At 53.8% G+C, this 16,898-nt stretch carries 21 protein-coding genes; 12 read left to right on the forward strand and 9 right to left on the reverse strand.

Going from position 1 to position 16,898, the window contains the following annotated elements; genetic code table 11:
- Positions 1–78: 78 nt before the first annotated feature.
- The 5 genes from E3E51_RS00790 (at position 79) to E3E51_RS13090 (ending at position 4,935) form a co-directional block, all read left to right on the forward strand.
- Positions 79–1,467 (forward strand): protease, encoded by a 1,389-nt coding sequence (locus tag E3E51_RS00790; RefSeq protein ID WP_167911248.1) that lies wholly within the window; start codon positions 79–81, stop codon positions 1,465–1,467.
- A 10-nt stretch (positions 1,468–1,477) separates the two neighbouring features.
- A complete protein-coding gene (locus E3E51_RS00795) occupies positions 1,478–1,960 on the forward strand; it encodes a hypothetical protein (protein ID WP_240924211.1) in 483 nt (160 codons plus the stop codon).
- An 86-nt stretch (positions 1,961–2,046) separates the two neighbouring features.
- Positions 2,047–2,859: a GNAT family N-acetyltransferase gene (locus tag E3E51_RS00800; RefSeq protein WP_167911249.1), complete on the forward strand. Its 813-nt coding sequence runs from the start codon at positions 2,047–2,049 to the stop codon at positions 2,857–2,859.
- A 9-nt stretch (positions 2,860–2,868) separates the two neighbouring features.
- Complete coding sequence (locus E3E51_RS00805; protein ID WP_167911250.1) at positions 2,869–3,894, forward strand: aminopeptidase; 1,026 nt, start codon at positions 2,869–2,871, stop codon at positions 3,892–3,894.
- A 6-nt stretch (positions 3,895–3,900) separates the two neighbouring features.
- Complete coding sequence (locus E3E51_RS13090) at positions 3,901–4,935, forward strand: GNAT family N-acetyltransferase (RefSeq protein WP_240924212.1); 1,035 nt, start codon at positions 3,901–3,903, stop codon at positions 4,933–4,935.
- Here E3E51_RS13090 and E3E51_RS00815 read toward each other — a convergent pair.
- Positions 4,932–6,038 carry a cellulase family glycosylhydrolase gene (locus E3E51_RS00815; protein ID WP_167911251.1) on the reverse strand — a complete coding sequence of 369 codons (1,107 nt, stop codon included), beginning with the start codon at positions 6,036–6,038 and terminating at the stop codon, positions 4,932–4,934. The two genes, E3E51_RS13090 and E3E51_RS00815, sit on opposite strands and share 4 nt — an antisense overlap.
- Positions 6,039–6,183: 145 nt before the next feature.
- On the opposite strand from E3E51_RS00815, the gene E3E51_RS00820 reads away from it, so the two are divergent.
- On the forward strand, positions 6,184–7,377 hold the full coding sequence (locus E3E51_RS00820) for an MFS transporter (protein WP_167911252.1): 1,194 nt from the start codon (positions 6,184–6,186) through the stop codon (positions 7,375–7,377).
- On the opposite strand, the gene E3E51_RS00825 is transcribed toward E3E51_RS00820, so the two are convergent.
- Genes E3E51_RS00825 through E3E51_RS00840 form a run of 5 tightly spaced genes read right to left on the reverse strand, consistent with a single transcriptional unit; the run spans position 7,361 to position 10,447 of the window.
- Positions 7,361–7,936 (reverse strand): nucleotidyltransferase, encoded by a 576-nt coding sequence (locus E3E51_RS00825; protein ID WP_240924213.1) that lies wholly within the window; start codon positions 7,934–7,936, stop codon positions 7,361–7,363. The two genes, E3E51_RS00820 and E3E51_RS00825, sit on opposite strands and share 17 nt — an antisense overlap.
- Positions 7,917–8,117, reverse strand: coding sequence for a nucleotidyltransferase domain-containing protein (locus tag E3E51_RS13095; protein WP_240924214.1), 201 nt, complete (start codon positions 8,115–8,117; stop codon positions 7,917–7,919). The genes E3E51_RS00825 and E3E51_RS13095 overlap by 20 nt, the downstream gene beginning before the upstream one ends.
- 9 nt (positions 8,118–8,126) lie before the next feature.
- Positions 8,127–8,693 carry a nicotinamide-nucleotide adenylyltransferase gene (locus E3E51_RS00830; protein WP_167911253.1) on the reverse strand — a complete coding sequence of 189 codons (567 nt, stop codon included), beginning with the start codon at positions 8,691–8,693 and terminating at the stop codon, positions 8,127–8,129.
- The gene (locus E3E51_RS00835) at positions 8,694–9,680 is read right to left on the reverse strand and encodes a hypothetical protein (RefSeq protein ID WP_167911254.1); all 987 of its coding nucleotides are present in this window, start codon (positions 9,678–9,680) and stop codon (positions 8,694–8,696) included.
- Positions 9,677–10,447, reverse strand: coding sequence for an S-adenosyl-l-methionine hydroxide adenosyltransferase family protein (locus tag E3E51_RS00840; RefSeq protein ID WP_167911644.1), 771 nt, complete (start codon positions 10,445–10,447; stop codon positions 9,677–9,679). Before E3E51_RS00840 ends, E3E51_RS00835 begins: the two co-directional genes overlap by 4 nt.
- Positions 10,448–10,497: 50 nt before the next feature.
- Here E3E51_RS00840 and E3E51_RS00845 point away from each other — a divergent pair, with 50 nt between their 5' ends.
- The 3 genes from E3E51_RS00845 to pgsA are packed head-to-tail and all read left to right on the forward strand — an operon-like array spanning position 10,498 to position 13,214.
- Entirely contained in the window at positions 10,498–12,105 is a 1,608-nt protein-coding gene (locus E3E51_RS00845) for a transglutaminase domain-containing protein (RefSeq protein ID WP_167911255.1), read from the forward strand.
- Entirely contained in the window at positions 12,102–12,638 is a 537-nt protein-coding gene (locus E3E51_RS00850) for a tRNA (cytidine(56)-2'-O)-methyltransferase (RefSeq protein WP_167911256.1), read from the forward strand. The genes E3E51_RS00845 and E3E51_RS00850 overlap by 4 nt, the downstream gene beginning before the upstream one ends.
- A 9-nt stretch (positions 12,639–12,647) precedes the next feature.
- Positions 12,648–13,214: an archaetidylinositol phosphate synthase gene (gene pgsA / locus E3E51_RS00855; protein ID WP_167911257.1), complete on the forward strand. Its 567-nt coding sequence runs from the start codon at positions 12,648–12,650 to the stop codon at positions 13,212–13,214.
- A gap of 93 nt (positions 13,215–13,307) precedes the next feature.
- Here pgsA and E3E51_RS00860 read toward each other — a convergent pair whose 3' ends face one another.
- The gene (locus E3E51_RS00860) at positions 13,308–14,018 is read right to left on the reverse strand and encodes a TIGR02253 family HAD-type hydrolase (RefSeq protein ID WP_167911645.1); all 711 of its coding nucleotides are present in this window, start codon (positions 14,016–14,018) and stop codon (positions 13,308–13,310) included.
- A gap of 155 nt (positions 14,019–14,173) precedes the next feature.
- Here E3E51_RS00860 and E3E51_RS00865 point away from each other — a divergent pair, with 155 nt between their 5' ends.
- Positions 14,174–14,440, forward strand: a complete 267-nt coding sequence (locus E3E51_RS00865; RefSeq protein ID WP_167911646.1) for a hypothetical protein — start codon at positions 14,174–14,176, stop codon at positions 14,438–14,440.
- On the opposite strand, the gene E3E51_RS00870 is transcribed toward E3E51_RS00865, so the two are convergent.
- Positions 14,421–14,990, reverse strand: a complete 570-nt coding sequence (locus tag E3E51_RS00870) for an ASCH domain-containing protein (RefSeq protein ID WP_167911258.1) — start codon at positions 14,988–14,990, stop codon at positions 14,421–14,423. The genes E3E51_RS00865 and E3E51_RS00870 overlap by 20 nt on opposite strands.
- Positions 14,987–15,325: an ASCH domain-containing protein gene (locus tag E3E51_RS00875; protein WP_167911647.1), complete on the reverse strand. Its 339-nt coding sequence runs from the start codon at positions 15,323–15,325 to the stop codon at positions 14,987–14,989. The genes E3E51_RS00870 and E3E51_RS00875 overlap by 4 nt, the downstream gene beginning before the upstream one ends.
- 94 nt (positions 15,326–15,419) lie before the next feature.
- Here E3E51_RS00875 and E3E51_RS00880 point away from each other — a divergent pair, with 94 nt between their 5' ends.
- Together E3E51_RS00880 and E3E51_RS00885 are read left to right on the forward strand one after the other, a co-directional pair.
- On the forward strand, positions 15,420–15,584 hold the full coding sequence (locus tag E3E51_RS00880; protein WP_167911259.1) for a class III signal peptide-containing protein: 165 nt from the start codon (positions 15,420–15,422) through the stop codon (positions 15,582–15,584).
- A 9-nt stretch (positions 15,585–15,593) separates the two neighbouring features.
- The gene (locus tag E3E51_RS00885; protein ID WP_167911260.1) at positions 15,594–16,808 is read left to right on the forward strand and encodes an A24 family peptidase C-terminal domain-containing protein; all 1,215 of its coding nucleotides are present in this window, start codon (positions 15,594–15,596) and stop codon (positions 16,806–16,808) included.
- Positions 16,809–16,898 lie beyond the last annotated feature (90 nt).

The raw sequence follows: 16,898 nt of genomic DNA on the forward strand, positions 1-16,898 counted from the left end.
GATTTTACGTATATAAAGTAGAGATATTTAAATAGTTTGAAGTACACAATATTATGAAAAACCTATGTGGTGATGCCAATGCGATGGAAGCTGTTAAGTGTTTTGTTACTTAATTTGCTGATTTTGAGTTCTTTTAGCAGTGCAAATATTGTTAAGAACAGCAGCGACAAAGCTTGCCAGCCTGTGAACTACTGGGTCTTTAAGAATGGAGGGTGGATTGAGAAAAGCGAGCCCAGAGTCTGGTGGTACTGCCAAGAACCTGAGAAAGCCGAGGGTTTTGAAGGGTTTGCCTTCAAGGAAATGCCCTATGGTTTGTTCAAGAAGCCGGATCCAATGACATTGCATCAAGCTGCGAGGGATTTAACTGGTTTGGTGGGAATTAATGAACTTCAGGGGAAATTCTCAACAGACTTGCCTTCCTATGGGGGAATGTTTATTAACGAGGGGAAGGGATTAATCTTCGTATATGTGAAGGATGAGGAAGGTAAGGATAAAATCAAGCAAGCCTTAGAAAAATACAGAGGAAAAGTGAACGTGGTATTCCTGAGGGGAAAATACAGTTTTAAACAGTTAGTAAAATGGAAACATTTAATAGAAAAACTTAATAGCAAGACTATCAAACAGCTTGGAATCACAATGATTGACGCGGACGAGGCCCATAACTCTCTAACCATTGGTTTGGAGGAGGTAACGCCAGAGATATTAAGATCACTTGAAAGTGAATTGAAAAAGCTTGGGATACCAAAAGAGGCAGTAAGAGTTGAAAAAAGAAAATACATGAGACCAAATATCAATACAGATTTAATTAGACCTCTTATTGGAGGTATCCAAATAGTAAACAAAGAGTTGGGAGGTATTGGCACATTAGGTTATGTTGGTTATTACAATAATGAAAAATATGCTATAACAGCTGGTCATTTTGGGGTCTATGGTACTAATGGACAACATGTTTATCAACCCGATACAAGTAGTGAAGAGTATTATATTGGCCAGATTGAGTATAATCCTTTTTTCAGAGATAGTGGATCCGTTCCTTACAGGTACAGTGACTCGCTATTGATTCACGTAACAAATGCGGATATCTCCCCAGAAATTTATACTAATGGCAACGTGATTGGTAAGAAATATTCTACTGAGCAATATGTTGGTGAGATAGTATACAAAGTTGGCAGAACAACTGGAAAAACATCTGGCTCAATAATAAACAAATGTGTAACATCAGTGATGCAATATACAGAAGAAGAACAGCTTAAGTATGGATACCCATCTACTGCATACTTTTATTGCCAAATGGAGACTACCTTTTATGCTGCAGGAGGAGATAGCGGGGCCCCAGTCTATCACAACTACAGAAATGAAGCTGCAGTGATTTATGGTGTATACTGGGGGGGTACGGATACAGTTTCTGCATATAGTCCAATAGATGGAATTGAAAAAGACTTGGGGATTGTTCTTGATGTTACGTGAGGGATAGAGTATGAACAAAAGAAATATTTTTGCCTCATTACTTATTTCTCTTTTTATTTTAATGATTCTGTTAGGTTATACTCCCAGCAGACACAGAATCCCCACAGAGGAGCAGATACCCTGGACACAAAACTGCTCTAACCTTGTTGAATATCCCATCCCCGAGGATTTGCCGCACGTGGGATGGGAGAAAACTAGATGGGGCGAGGTTCATCCCGGAGAGAACATAACCATAGTCAACATTCTCAAGCTTAAGGGAAAGTGGGACTTTAATCTCACTGGATGCGCTTATGAAAATGATACCCTTTTCTTGAAATTCACCTCCAAGAGGTTGTACGAGCAAGCAACTTCAACTTTTGAGACCACAACAGCACCCCTTCTATATATCTCAATCATTCGAGTCGTCACGAAGGTGGATGCAGAAAAGGTTGTAGTTTATATAACGGGAGACCTAAAAAGACGACTAACAATACAACTAAAACCCCACAACTGACGTATCTTTTCCCTAGGCGAGCTCCACACAAAAATAAGGAGGAAAAATAAATGAGAGATAAGCGATGTAAATCTCAAAGTGATACCATGGAACCGCTCATCCGCGAGGCAAAGCCAGAGGATAAACCCTTCATCGAGGAGATAGCGAGGCTAACGTGGGAGGGAGAAGACTACCTCGCGCGGGTCTTCGACGAGTGGTTCGAGGACGGCGGTTTTTACGTGCTCGAAGTGGACGGAAAGGTCATCGGAACGGCAAAACTAACCATTCTACCCGGAAAGGTCGGCTGGCTTGAGGGGCTGAGGGTTCACCCAGAATACAGGGGTAGGGGCTACGGACGGAAGCTCCACGACTTCCTGCTCGGGCTCGGCGAAAGGCTTGCCAGAGAGGGAAAAATCGAGGCCCTTGAGTTCGCGACCTACTTCCTCAACCGCGAGAGCATCTCAATGGCCGAAAAGACGGGCTTTAGGGTTAAGGCGAAGTTCTTCGTCTTTGGGGCGAATACTGGGGATTTTCAGCCAGAGGAGCCCGAGCGAATCGAGCCGGAACTGAGTGATTTAACGCTCGGCCTGATTCCAGTCGGCTGGCGCTTCGTGAGAAGGAGCGAGAAGGCTTTAGAGTGGATTAGGGAAAACGCGGAGCTCTACGACTTTAACGGCTTCCGCTTCCTCGTCTCAACGAAGGGGACAACGTTCACGCCCCTCGACGTCGGCCTGGCAACTCTCAAGGCGATGCTTCCGGCGATGGCGTGGGTGGCTCGCGAGAGGGGGAGGGAGGGCTTTGACGTGATGCTCCCGAGCGGGGTTAAACCGCTCCTGCCCGGACTCAAGAGGCTCGGCCTTCACCTCTGGGACGAGACTGAGGAGCCAGACGTTCTGGTATTCAGGAAAAAGCTGGTGTAGGTGTCTGAGATGAACGGAGAACTCAGAAGCGCCGCGAGGCGCATAATCCAGGACTCGGCGCTCGTCGGGAAAAACGAAACGGTGCTGATAATCCACGGGGCGCACAACGGGGACTTTGCCGGCCTGTTGGCAGAGGAAGCCATGCGCACCGGCGCGTTCCCTCTCGTATGGAGCTTCGACGACTCCATGATAAGCGACTTTCCTGAAAGGCCCCCGGATGGCCTCGGGGCAATAATCAGGAGGGCCGACGTCGTGGTGTGGCTCTCCCAATACACGGTCGTTGATAATCTCCCCTGGAAGGTCCGGAGGAGGGTGTTTTCCTTCTGGGACGCCGTCTACAGCCTCCTGCAGGAGGAGAAGGTTCCCACACTCCTCGTGAACCTCCCATCGCCGGCGTGGCTTGAGGAGGACGGGATAGACCCGGACGGGTACCTCCGCGAGTTCGCCTCCGCGGTAAGCGTGGACTACGCCCGGATGCGCCGGCTCGGGGTTAAGCTCATGGAGCGGCTCAGCGGGGCGAAGGAGGTCCTCATAACGGACGGGAACGGCACACGGCTTAGGTTCAGCGTCGAGGGGAGGGAGCCGGGCCTTGAGGACGGGACGCTCCGCGACTGCCGGCTGGAGCGGAGGGAGTGTGAGGTCGAGGTTCCTGCGGGGGAGGTCTACATCGCGCCGGTGGAGAGCTCCGCCTTCGGAAGGCTCGTGCTTCCGCACGACGGCCTTGAGCTGGAGTTTCGCGCCGGCCGGGTCGTCTCGGTGAGCGGTGAAAGAGCAGGAGAGCTCAGGGATAGGCTTGAAACCCCGGGGGGCGACGTGATAGCGGAGTTCGGAATCGGGCTGAACCCCGGGGTCAGGCCCCTCGGCCTCAGGATTTTCGACGAGAAGGCCCTCGGGACCGTCCACGTGGCGGTGGGTCACAACCTCCACCTCGGGGGAGCGAACGAGTCGGGAATACACATAGACTTCGTCCTGCCGGAGCCTACGGTGCTCGTGGATGGGGAGATGTTGATGGAGGAGGGCACATTTAGGCTGTAGGGGGACATGAAGATGGAAATAATCCACCTCACCGGGGAAAACCTCCCCGACTTTCAAAGCCTCTACGTCGAGTTCTTCCGCGAGCTCAGGGGAAAGCAGGGGTGGAAGCCAGACGAGGAGGAAAGCTATAGAAGGGAGGCCGAGACCTACTTCAAGCGGGGCGACGTAATCTTCCTCGCCTATGAGGGAGAACCCGCGGGCTTCATACGGCTCTCCTCGCGCGAGGGTTGTTTCTGGGTGGAGGAGCTCTTCGTCAGGCCCGAGTTCAGAGGAAGGGGCATCGGAAGGGCGCTCGTCGAGCGGGCCGAGGAGGAGGTCAGGAAGCACGACGATTCCCTCTACCTCTTCGTCCTGCCGCAGGACAAGGACGCCATAGCTTTCTGGAAGAGGCTCGGCTACGACACGATAAACACCGTCGAGCTCGTGAAGGATTTGAAACCCTCGGAGAGAACAACCTTCCACACGGTCGAGCTTCTCGGTGAGCGCTTCAAGATCTTCCGCTGGAGGGGTGAGAAGTTCACGGAGGAGGAAAAGCGCTTCATGGAACTGCTGAAGGAGTTTTATCAGAAGGGCGGGACGGGGGAGGCGTTTCTCCGGGCGGTGAACGCGGTCCTTGAAAAATGGCTGGCGGGCGTTGAGGAGTGCAGAGAAGCCCTGGAAAGGGTGGGAATAGAAACCGGGGTAACTCCAGCTGAGCTGTGGACTTACCTCAACGCGAGAACCTATGAGAACGATGTTTACGGGCCCGCGGATGTGATATCCAGTGAGTACCTCCTGCTCCACGAGGTCAGGGAGATAGAGTGCCTCAAAGCTAGAGGGTTTGAGATAACGCCGAACGTGATAACCGAGAACCCGGATGTGGCCTACGAGTGCCACCTCAAAGCGCTGGAGGATGAGCTGGAGCTCGCCCTGGAGAGGGGAGACAGAGAATGGCTTGAGAAAAGACTGGGGGACCTGAAGGGCCATCTGGAAGATGAAAACCTGCCCGAGGGACTTAAGGAGAGGGTTTTGGAGCTGACGGCGCGGTTTGAGAAGTGCTAACCGCCCAGCTCCTCGCTCAGTTCTTTAAACACCTCCACGGCCCTCTTGGGCTTCAGGTCGTAGGTGTAGAGCCCGGAGTGCTTGTAGGGGTCGCTCTCCGGCCTGTCGGGCCCGTAGTCATGGAGGGCCGCCCAGAAGACGACCTCGGCGCCTTCGTTCAGCTCGACCACGAGTGCATCGTGAACGTAGCGGTCAAAGCCCTCCTCCCCCAGATAGCACGGCAGAATCTGGAACCTTCTGACTGGAGTGTAGCTCGTCTCCGTTATCCAGAGGGGCTTTTCGAGGCTGAACTCCCGCAGAATCGCCCGGGTCTCCCAGATTTCCTCGATAATCTCCTCGGGGCTCCGGAAGTTCGTGTGGATGTTCATCACATCGAAGTTCTCCCCCGCCGGAAAATCCGGGTCGCTCAGGAGCTTCCTGAGATAGTCCTTCTCGCAGGAGGGTTCGACCTTGGAGTTAGCAAGCCCGCCGAGGACGACCTTCGCATTCGGGTCTCCGGCCTTTATGCCGCTGTAGAAGTGGGCAAGCATCTCCGCGTAATCGTCGGCGGTCGAGCCGTCTCCATCTGGGTCTTTGAGGAAGCCCCCCATGTCCGGCTCGTTCCAGAGCTCCCAGTGGGTTATCCTCCCGCGGTAGTGCGCGGCGAGGGCCTCCCCGAAATCGCGGACGTATTCGCCCTCGGCCGGCGGGTAGAGGTAGTAGTCCTTCGCGTCCGGCTTTTTCGAGGCCCACCTGGGAGTGAACATCACGACGGGAAGAACTGAGAGGTTTCTCCGGAGCGCGGCGTTGATTATCCAGTCGAACTCGGTGAAGTTGTACTCCCTGGGCGAGGGCTCGGCCAGCGCCCATATGAAGCCTATCCTCACCCACTTCGCACCCGCTTTCTTTGCCGCGTCAAAAACGGCCTCCGCCCGCTCGTGGCTTATGCCTGGATCCATGTAGACGACCAGGACACCGAGGGAGCCGTTTATGTCCGAAGCGAGGGTGTAGGTGGCGTTGCCTTCGCAGGGCGGAAGGTTCGGGGTTCGGTTAAAGGACATGAGGCCAAAGATAACCAGAATGATGATGAGAAGTGCCGTTAGGGGAATCAACTTTCTCAGCACGTTGACCGCCGTTTGAATTTGGGGGAACCCCATTTAAAGCTTCGTGAGTAGACCCGTATCCGGAGTGGGGCGAGCCAGCGCTGATTTACGCCAAATGCCTGAGAAATGTTTAAAAACTTCAGTCGTAATATGAACGGGGCTTCAGATGCGCTGGAGTGAGATTCCGAGGGAAGCCAAAGCCTACATGCTCTACCACACGCTCATTGCTCCCGGCCTGATAGTCTGGATACTGTTCCCCCTCTACATGATGAAGGTTGGCTACTCGGTTCTAGAGGTCGGGGCGTTCTTCACGGCCATCAACATCATCGCGATTCCCTTAACGTACCTCTTCGGCAGGCTGTTCAACCGCTGGGACATCAAAAAGGGGCTCATCGCGATAGACATACTCGACGGCATCGCCTACGTCCTCTACGGCCTCGCGAAGGGAGTGGCAGCACCGCTCATGCTCTTCGCCGGAAGAACAATTGAAAAGCTCTCAACGGTTCTCTACCCCCTTTACCGGGCATACGAGCAGGTAATCTACCCCGAGGACAGGTACGAAGAGATATTCGCCTGGCATCTCCGTCTTCCCGAGATAGCGAGGCTGGTCACCTTCCCGATTATGGGCTACCTCCTCGGCTACGTTTATCCGGGCTCCGAGAGCTACCGCTGGGCCTTCATATTCTTCGGCCTCTTCTCGGCAGTTACGGTAGCATACCTCTGGCGATTTCTCCCTTCCGTCGGCAGAGAGGAGAGAATAACACCCAAGGGATTCACGTTTAAGGTTGGGGAGTTCAAGGTTCTCCTTACCTTCGAGGCCTTACTAACGCTCGCCTGGGCACTCGCCCCTGAGCTGGTGCTCATCAACTACGTCGTCTTCGTGCTCCACAAGACGGTCTTCGAGGTGACGCTGATAGCCTGCGCAAGCAGTCTGGCATCGATAATAGGAACCTACGCCAGCGAGAGGGTCCCTAAGGGAAGGGGCTTTCAGGTCATCGGCCTTGGGATGTTCATCAACGCCTTCTATGCCCTGGTCATGACCCTCTCGCCGCCTTTCTGGCTGGCGCTGGCTGTTTATGCCCTCGGCGACTTCGGAAACACCCTCTGGTTCCCCTTCTACCGTTCCTGGCAGTTCTCGCTGATTCCAAAGGAGCGCGCCAGCGAGTTCCACTCGGCGATATCCAGCTACCGGAAGCTCCTCGGCCTATTCACTCCCTTCGTTGCTGGAGCGCTGGCGAGCCTTCATCCGACGTTGCCCTACGCGGTCAGCTTCGGGCTGTTTTTGGTAACAGGGGGCCTGTTTATGTGGCTCTACAGATCCAGGGCAGCAGAAGCGCCGGCGTCTAAACCTCAACCCTAGTCTTCAGCCTCCAGCCGTCGATGTCGAAGCCGCCCATTCTATCGAACACATGATTCACAACGGCTTCAAGGTTTTCAGTTTCAACATCCTCCAAGGCCAGGAGGAAAAGTTCGACAAACCTCCCGTCAGGGAAATCCGGGAAGAGATAGGCTTTTCTGAACGTCTCGTCGCTGAAGAGCCGGTAAACTTTGCTCGCGGGAGGAGCCTCCAAACCCAAAAACTTGGAGTAGACCTCAAGGGCCCCGCGGAGTGTCAGGTGGTAAACGTGGGCATAGCTGGGATCGCCCCTCTCCTCGGCGTCTTTCAAACTGTCAAGAGCGTCCCAGAGGAAGTATTTGGCCAGCTCGACTTTCACCGGGTCGGGCTTTGGAAACGGCTTCCTCATGTAGTCCCCGGCCTCGGATCGGAGGGTCTCAGTTATTCCCGTTTTGTCGAAGAGGACTTTCCCAGTCAAGATTATCCTCGCCGTGCTCCTGCTGTTCTGGGCGAGCTCCTCCTCAAAGTACCTCCTCACCGCCCGTACGGGGTTCGCGAAGTACTCAATCAAAACACCGTCCACGAGGACGTTCCCCCTTTTCCCTCCAGTCCACGTCGTCGGAGAGGATTATGTAAACGTCCACATCGGAACGCTGGGTTTGAAGACCGAGGGCGTAGCTTCCCGTGAGGATAGCGGCCTCGACGAAGTCCTTCTCCTTCCAGGGGTCTAGGAACTTCTCAAGTGCCTGCTTCCAGTCCCCCATAACGTCACCTCAGAACTCCGGAATCCTTATCGGAGCCTGCAATTCCTTCTCATTCTTTTCAAGGTTCGTCGCGAGCATTTTTATCCTTTCACAGCCCTTTATCTCCCTGATGAACTTGGCCACGCTCTCCGGCACTAGTTCCTCCCAGGGTTGCCCCTCGACCATGCGCTTCCTTATCTCGGTCGCCGAGAGGATGTCCTTCCTGAACATCGGCTGGACGATGACCTCGTAGCCCTTCTCGCGGAAGAGCTGGGCGACGAGGGAGTTCCCGGTAAAGACGATGTCGAAGCGCGGAACCATGCTCACCACGTAGGTCGCCCAGATGGCGTTGAAGTTGATATCCGGAAGCGGAATCAGGTAGTAGCGCTTGTCATTGAGATTCGCCTCGTTTAGGGCCCTGATCAACATCTCCATCCTCTCGCTCGTCGTGAAGGGGTTCTTCAGCGTATGGCTCGCCTGTGCGCTCCCGATTCCTATGATCACCTCATCAACCTGCGAAAAAACGAATTCGAGCGCCTTAATATGTCCGTTGTGAACCGGCTGAAACCGGCCGACAAAGAGGCCGCGCTTGACCATTCAATCACCTCCAGACTGATTCCTTTTGAGTTTACACACTACATAATTGTTTTCATAGATAAATTCGAGAAATTCACCAAGTGCATCTAAAAGCTTTTCAATGTACTCAGGGGTTAATTCGACTTCTTTTCCTATGGGACAATCATTGAAATTTAGCTTTGTACAATAGATTTTGTTAATTCTTCCATTGTTATGAGCAAAGAGATTCCTACGATAATATGCCTCCCGAAGATTAGTCCACTGCGAGAACTGGTTTAGTTGTACAATGTGTAAACGGGATAATTCTTTATCAATTTCATCTATATTTTTTCTAAAGAATATGCTTTCTACATACTTTTCGACAACCATAGAACGTATATCAGGATACTCTTCCTCTGCGCTAATAATTTCTGCTATTGAAAACATTTTTTCTTTGTTTAGTACAAGCAAAGGCCTAGAATCATAATACAACAAAACTCTCAAGTAATCTTTCAAGATAGATTCCCACAAGGCAATACTCTGTATAAGCATGGATTTAAGAATTATTTGCTGTTTCTCTTGTTCTGTGCGTTCTCTTATTTTAGCAAAAACCTCTATGATTGGAGATACAATCTTAGTTAAGGCACTAGCTATTTCTTGATAGGGTTTAAACGCTTCTTCCATAAGCAATTGTTCAGTGTGGATTCTTTCAAGCTCATTTTTAATTTCTAGGGGCAATGTTTGGATTACATCCAAGTTATCAGTCTCACGTAAGTATTCATACAGCTGATACAATTCCCCATAATCTAACGACTTAGTTTCGGCCTTTCTAATTAACTTCTGGATAAGCTTCTCTTTATTGACTTTTGTTTTATCAGCTTCTTCCTTAGGACTATCATTTTTGTGTTCATTGGTAGAATCTTTGGACATTTCCTTAATAATGGACTTCATTGCCAAAATCTGGAAATAATATGACCAACTTATCTCATCAAGTTTCTGAATGATACTATTCAAATCATAAGCACTCATATTAACCTCACCCTCACCTCGTCCCCAACCTTCAGGCCGAGTTTTTCGGCGGCACTCCCCTGGTTGACGGCTATCTCAAGGTAATCGTGGCTTCCGGGGAGTGCAAGCAGTTCACCGGGCTTCACCTGGCCGTAGGCCTCCAGGTAGGGTATTTTGAGGCCACGGTCTGGCAGTTCAACTCTCTCCGGCCTTTCGTACCCCTCAAGGTTCAGTATGACGTTGCCGAAGTCATCGATGTATATCACCTTGAGCAGCCAGAGGTCGTCCTCCATCCTCGGTTCGATGTCCAGCCTAATTAAGCTTTCCAGAGGAATCTCGTTTCCGAGCTTCTCCGGCTCGACCCACGCGTCCAGCAGGGCACCAACAGGCCCAAAAACGTCCCTCCCGTGGAAGGTGGAGCTTATCCCACACTTGGTGAAGCGCTTCACCCTCTCGAAGTCTATCTCCCATGCCTTCTTCGCCTTAATGTGCTTGAGGGGAAGCGTTGCCAAGCCGTTGTCCGGAACGACGAGGAACTGCTCGCCCTCGATTATAACCGCCCGCCTCTCGGTTCCGACGCCCGGGTCTATCACGCCAACGTGAACCGTGCCCTCTGGAGAGTACTTAACCACCTGCTCCATTACAAACGACCCCTCAAGAACGGAGTGCCGGGTTATTGAATGGCTGACATCAACGATTACTGCCTCCGGGCTGAGCCTCAGCATGGCAGCCTTCATCTCCCCCACGTAGGGGCCCCTAAGGCCAAAGTCAGTCGTCAGAGTTATCATCCGCACCACCTAAAGCTTATTAACGGTTGTGGCTTTAAAGGGTTTGGAAGATGGTCATGAGGAGGTTAATTCCCGTCCTGCTGCTGATTCTCATCGTGGTGGTTTCAGGCTGCCTCTTCAAGCCTCCGGCAGAGGTTAAATTCTCGGTTGACAAGACCCTCGTCCGACCGCGCGGGACGATTCACGTCATGATACTCGTCAACAACACCGGAAAGGTCGGACTCACCGGTGCGACCCTCGTTCTAGGAGACGACAGCTTCGAGATACTCCAGGAGCCGAAGTTTCCGGAGATACTTCCCGTAGGCGATGCGGTGCAGCTTGTCTGGATTCTAAGGGCGCCCCCAAAACCGGGTGTCTACAACCTTAAACTGTCCCTTGAGCTTACCGACGAGCTCAAACGCTCGTGGACGGGCTTCTATGGGCAGTTCAGGGTAACGGTGTCGAGTGAAGCCGGCCCCTCAGACGAAGTCGAGGTGAACGTGGAGGCGCCGAATGTTATTAGGGGCGGGGAAACCGCAGATATAACCGTGATAATTAAGAACCCGCTGGACGTCCCGATAGAACTCCGCGATCTCAGCTTCAACCTCTTCAACGGCATGAAGGTTGTGAGTGCGGGAACGCTTCCGGCGGTAGTCGATGGAAAGGATGAGGTGAGGGTTAGGTACACCGTAAAGGCACCGTACGCGTACCGCGAGGGCTACATCTCGGCCATCATCAAGTACGCGATAAGCGGCGCCGAGGGCAGCACCGTCAAAAGCTTCCCGCTGAAGGTGGTGTGGGAACCCTGGAACCAGAGCACGGCGGTTCTAAAGGAGGCCTACGGCCTGAAGTACCACTGGATAACCGATGAGTACATAGTTGATGGATACTGGATGGAGCGCTACAATTCGACATCTAAGTTCAACCGAACCGAGTTCAGGAACATGACGCTCAGGATAATTCAGAGTGCCAAATCCGAGCCACAGGCCGCGGAGGCAATATACAGCTGGATGATGAGAACCTACTCCCTGGGAGACACCACATCAACCCTTGAGCCGGATAGGATACTTCCCCAGGACAGGATAAGCTACGCCGAGGCCCAGATACTTATCACAGCGATGCTGCGCTCGGTTGACATTCCCGCCAGAATCATAACTCTCTCCAACGGCACGGACTGTACGGTGAGACCCATGACCGAATTCTACACCGCCGATGGATGGTACATCGTGGACGTAAGGCACGGCTTCGTTGGTTCCGTTGACGACTACCTCGCCAGTCCGTACTTCCCCAAGGTGTACCAGCTCGTAACGCGCGACGGCTTCAGGATAGTCGCCCAGGCACCGGCGACCCTCAGGGGACACGAACACGTTGACGTCACCGGTGATTTCCTCGCGAACCTTGAGGACAGGCTCCTGAAGAAGGTAACCGAGAGGCTGAAGCCCGAGCTGAGGTCAAAGCTCATGCTCGTCATGAACAACCTTGACGAGAATGAAAGGCTGTACGCACTGTTCCTCTTCGCCTCGGCACCCAATGAAGAGAATCTGAACGGGGTGCTGAGAAAGTACAGCACTGCCAGGATAGAGCAAGACGTAAAAACCATGTACGAGTTCTATAAGAGCATGACATGGAGAGAGGATTTCACGCGCTACTGGAGAATATTCGCGGGGGATGTGGGATGATAGCGGTTCTAAGGCTCGGACACAGACCAGAGAGGGATAAGAGGATAACCACCCACGTGGCCCTGACGGCGAGGGCCTTCGGGGCGGACAGAATCATCATCGCCGCTGAGGAGGATGAGCACGTGAGGGACAGCGTCGAGGACGTTGTCAGGAGATGGGGAGGGCCCTTTGAGATAGAATTTAACCCCAGCTGGAAGAGAATCCTGAGGGAATGGAAGGAGAACGGAGGGGCGATAGTCCACCTCACGATGTACGGAATCCACATCGACGATGCGATGCCCCAAATCCAGGAAGAGCTGAAGGAAGGCAGGGATGTGCTCGTCGTCGTCGGCGCCGAGAAGGTGCCCAGGGAGGTCTACGAGATGGCAGACTACAACGTCGGCGTTGGAAACCAGCCGCACAGCGAGGTCGCCGCTCTCGCGGTCTTCCTGGACAGGCTCCTGGAGGGAAAGGGACTGAGGAAAAGCTTTGAGAACGCAAAGCTGAGGATAATCCCGCAGGAGAGGGGAAAGAGGGTAATCGAGCTTGAGTGAGGGTTGCGGATGGTGCTCAACAGGTACCGCGAAAACGTCAGGGGTTACCTCGAAGCCATAGTTAGACCCCTCGCGAGGGTCGGCGTTACACCGAACCAGATAACCGTCCTCGGCCTGCTGATAAGCCTCGCCGGCGCGTACTTCTTCTACCGCGGCGAGCAGGTTATAGCGGCACTCGTTCTGCTCTTCGGCTCTCTGATAGACGCCCTCGACGGAACGCTCGCAAGATTAACCGGAAAGACGAGCCGCTTTGGGGCCTTTCTTGACTCCACCTTCGACAGGATAAGCGATGGAGCGGTTCTTTTCGGGATAGCCCTCGGGAATCTCGTGGACTGGCGTGTGGCTTTTATCGCCTTCATGGGGAGCTACCTTGTGAGCTACGAGCGGTGCAGGGCCGAACTGGCAGGCTCCGGAAGGCTGGCAGTTGGGGTAGCCGAGAGGGCGGAGCGGCTGCTGATAATAATCATCACCGCGCTCTTCGGCTACGTTGAGTACGGCCTCTACGCGGTTGCGGTTCTGGCGTGGATAACCGTCCTCCAGAGGCTCTATGCCGCCTACCAGAGGCTCAAGGGGTGAAAAGAGTGAAAAAAGAGGGGATGACGAGAATTTCGCTAGGCGAGCCGCAGGGGCAATGAAGAACCCTGCCGTTGCCGACCCTGACATCCTTCTTTATTTTTCCGTCAGGCCCCTCACGATTTCAACGACCTCGCTCAGCTTTGAAACCACGAAGTCGCAGTCCCCCCACAGTTCCCTCTTCGCGCCATTCGGGTCGAGGAGGACGCTCATCATGCCGACCTTCTTGGCCCCAACGCAGTCTTTGGCCGGGTTGTCGCCGATGTAGATGGCCTCGCCCGCTTCAACGCCGGCCCTTTCAAGCGCGAGCCTGAAGGGCCCCTCGTGGGGCTTGTAGAAGCCGGCATCCTCGCTGGTTGTTATAGAATCGAACAGGTCGTAGATTCCGAGTGCCTTAAGGTGGGCCTCGATGTAGTCGTTGTCCGAGTCGGTTATGATTCCGACGTGGAGGCCGAGGTCTTTGAGGGCCTCAATCGTCTCAACGGCATCGGGGAAGAGCTGGCCATGGCGCTCGTGCATGGCGATGCTTATCTCCCAGAAGTCGTCGGGGACGGTGAAGCCGTGGCGCTCGGCCACCTTCATCATGGCATCGGTGTCAACGTCCCGGATTTTGACGTAGGGCTTGCCGGCGAGCTCCTTGAACATCGCGGAGCTTTCGGCCTCGTACTCCTCCCAAAGCTTCACGTAGTCGAGGTCTTCCCTCCCGGCCTTTCTGAGGACCTCCCGTACGATGTTCTGATGGGTAACGTTTTCGCCCTCCTTCGTTATGAGCGTGCCCACGAAATCGAAGAAGACCGCTCTGAGCATCACAACCACCGGAGGGAGTTGGAGGCCAACGTTAAAACACTTGCCCGGCAGAACGACAAGTTGGGACCTAAAATCTTTCAGAAAGTTGCATCTATGACGGAAAAACGTTAGAAAAACTTTTATCCGCTCCCGGGGACGAACCGCCGACGGAGGTGATGAAAATCGAAGCGATACTCCTCGTCTGGGGCGTCCGGGACGAGGTTCTGGAAAAGCTCCCCGTTGATGGTTACTGGCTCTACGGGGAGTACGACTTCATAGCCAAGCTGGAGTTCCGGGACGAGTTCGAGATGGAGACGTTCATGAGAGACCTCAAGCGTGTAATCCACGGCGGAACATTTAAGCTCATTCCAGTTGTGATTTCTGCAGTTAAAAACGGCGGAGAAACGAACGTCCTTGAGGGGCTCAAACCTTCGGCCCCATGATGCCCTTCTTTTTCAGCTCCGCGTAGGCCCTTCTGAGGGCGTCCCTAATCAGGTACCTCTTATTCATGCCCCCGAGCCTGTGGGCGGCCTTTCTCAGGCTTCCCTCCCGGAGGAAAAGTTCGAGGAGCTTTCTGTCCTCCTCGGAGAGGTCGAGGTATTTCAAGGCTTTCTCCGCTATCTCCACCGGAAGGTTGCCCTCGTAGGCGTAGTCCGAGCTCATAACCGGCTTCTCAAAGCGCTCCGCGAGACTGAAGACTATAACGTGGGCGGTGGAGTCGTCGTTGACCCACTTGTAGTGCTCCTTCAAAGCCCTAATAAGCTCCTCCCTGCTCGAAAAACCGTCCAGAAGGGCATCCTCGTCGGTGAGCTCGCCAACCGTTTTGCTCTCAACCCTCTCGATAACGGCCTTCCCTATCGCGTAGCCGCCCGAGTGCAGAAGGACTTCATCCCCCGGCTCCAGATTCGGCCTCCTGCCGAGCCTCACCGTTGCCCTCTTCCTTCCGCTCAGTATCGCCTCGGCGTAGCGTCCGTCGAACTCCAGGTGCCTCATCTCCCCTCACCGATGAGCTTGAACTTTATGGCGATGACACCGTAGCGGTTCTCCTTCCACTTCGGGTACATGCCGTGGAACCTCCTCACCGCCCTCTCAAAGCTCGGCTCGTCTGGAAAGATTTTCTTTATCGGTTCCTCCCTCAGAACCTGCCGGAAGGTCTCGTAACGCTTGATCCCGGTGACCACGGCAGGAACCGAATCGTTGAATATGAGCTTGTCCCCGGGTTGTATTCCCCTCAGCCCCGGATAGGCAACCCTGACCTCTATTCGCTTTTCCCCGGACTTTATGTAGTCCAGATACTCCTCTCGAACCCGCAGGTGATATACCCTCATTTTCACCACGTTTCGCCTTAACATTCTCCTTAAAAGCTTTAACCGATGGAAACTTTTAAATCCTTTAGCACCGAAGAGGGTTTAGGTGTGGGGAATGCGACGAGCCCAGGGAGCCCTTGAGTACCTGTTCATGCTGGCGGCGGTCCTTATTCTCGTTACGATGGCCATACGGGTTGTCATGGATAGCGTTCACAACCTCAACACCGCCATAGCCAACTACACCGAGGAGGTCAGGAAGCAGCTCCTTGAAAACCTGTGAGGTGAAATCATGGAAATCATCCCGCTCGTTCTTGGCGTGTTAGCCGGGATAATGACTTCCTACACCGACATCAAAACTGGATTCATTTACGATGTCCACGCCTTCCCCACCCTAACGGTTTTGGGCAAGTTGCTGGGCTGGGAAGAGGATGAGGCTGAGGAGGTTGATCTGCCCGGCTGGATTGACAAGGTTATAATACCTGCCGCGGAGGTTGGAATCGTCTACTACCTGTACAGAGGCCTCACCGAACATAATGCGATGATAGCAACCGCGGGCTTCATTGGCCTCATCATCGGCTTCCTTCTGGGGTTCCTTCTCTATTACCTTGGAGCATGGGCAAGTGGAGATATCGTGGTTCTCGCCGCGTTCTCCGCCCTCCTACCATTCGCACCCGATACCGCCCGGATCGTCCCCCCCTACGGCGTTGGATATCCCTTGTACCCCATATCCCTCCTGTTCAACAGCATTCTGGCGGTTTTTCCGTTCATACTGCTCTACTCGTTCGGCGTTCTGATCGCCAAAGGAAAGACCAACCGTCTGGCAGAGGTATTCGCCGGGGGGATTAAAACCGCCGTGGAGTTTGCCCTGTGGTTGATGGCGATCGTTGTCGTCGGATTTGCCCTCGCCGGCAAAGGTCTTGGCGGACCGGCCGCGGGGGTGGTCTCCTTCGTTATCCTGCTGCCCCTCTTTGCGAGGTTCAGGATTGTAGGAGACGTGGCCGGAATCGCCGCTTTAGCGTATCTGCTCTACCTAGACCCAACCGCCGCATACCTTGTCCTCCTGAAGACCCTGGCAGTTTCGTACATTCTCAAGGTTCTCCTGTCCACGATAAGCCTTATGCGCACCGAGGTTCTCGTTGAGGAGGTCACCGTCCAGGAACTCCGCGAGTGGGACATTCTCGGGGAGGTCATCCACGAGATGGACGGCAGGGTGCTGAGGGACCGGGGGAGTGGCCTTGAGCGCTTTAAGAAAGCCCTCCTCTCATGGGATTTCAAGGCGTTGAGACCGGTCAGGGGGCGGGTCATAGCCTCCCCCACAGCGGAAGGCCTGAGCAGAGAGCAGATTGAGGAACTGAAACGGCTCGTCGAGGAGGGAAAGATTGAAAACAGCTTTTTAAGGAAGAAATCGATGCCCTTCGCCCCGGCGCTCTTCCTCGGCTTCTTGATAAGCTACTTCTGGGGCGACGTCTTCTGGTGGCTCGTTCTCAGGGTTGCCGGGCTCTGACGGGTTAAATTTTTAAGCTCCAGCACGGAGAAACCACCGCCGGCCCGGCGTCCGCCCACCCCGCGGAGGGGTGAAGCGGGGATTCCGGCC

Origin of the sequence: Thermococcus sp. 21S7 (assembly GCF_012027615.1) — an archaeon.
GTDB lineage: Archaea > Methanobacteriota_B > Thermococci > Thermococcales > Thermococcaceae > Thermococcus.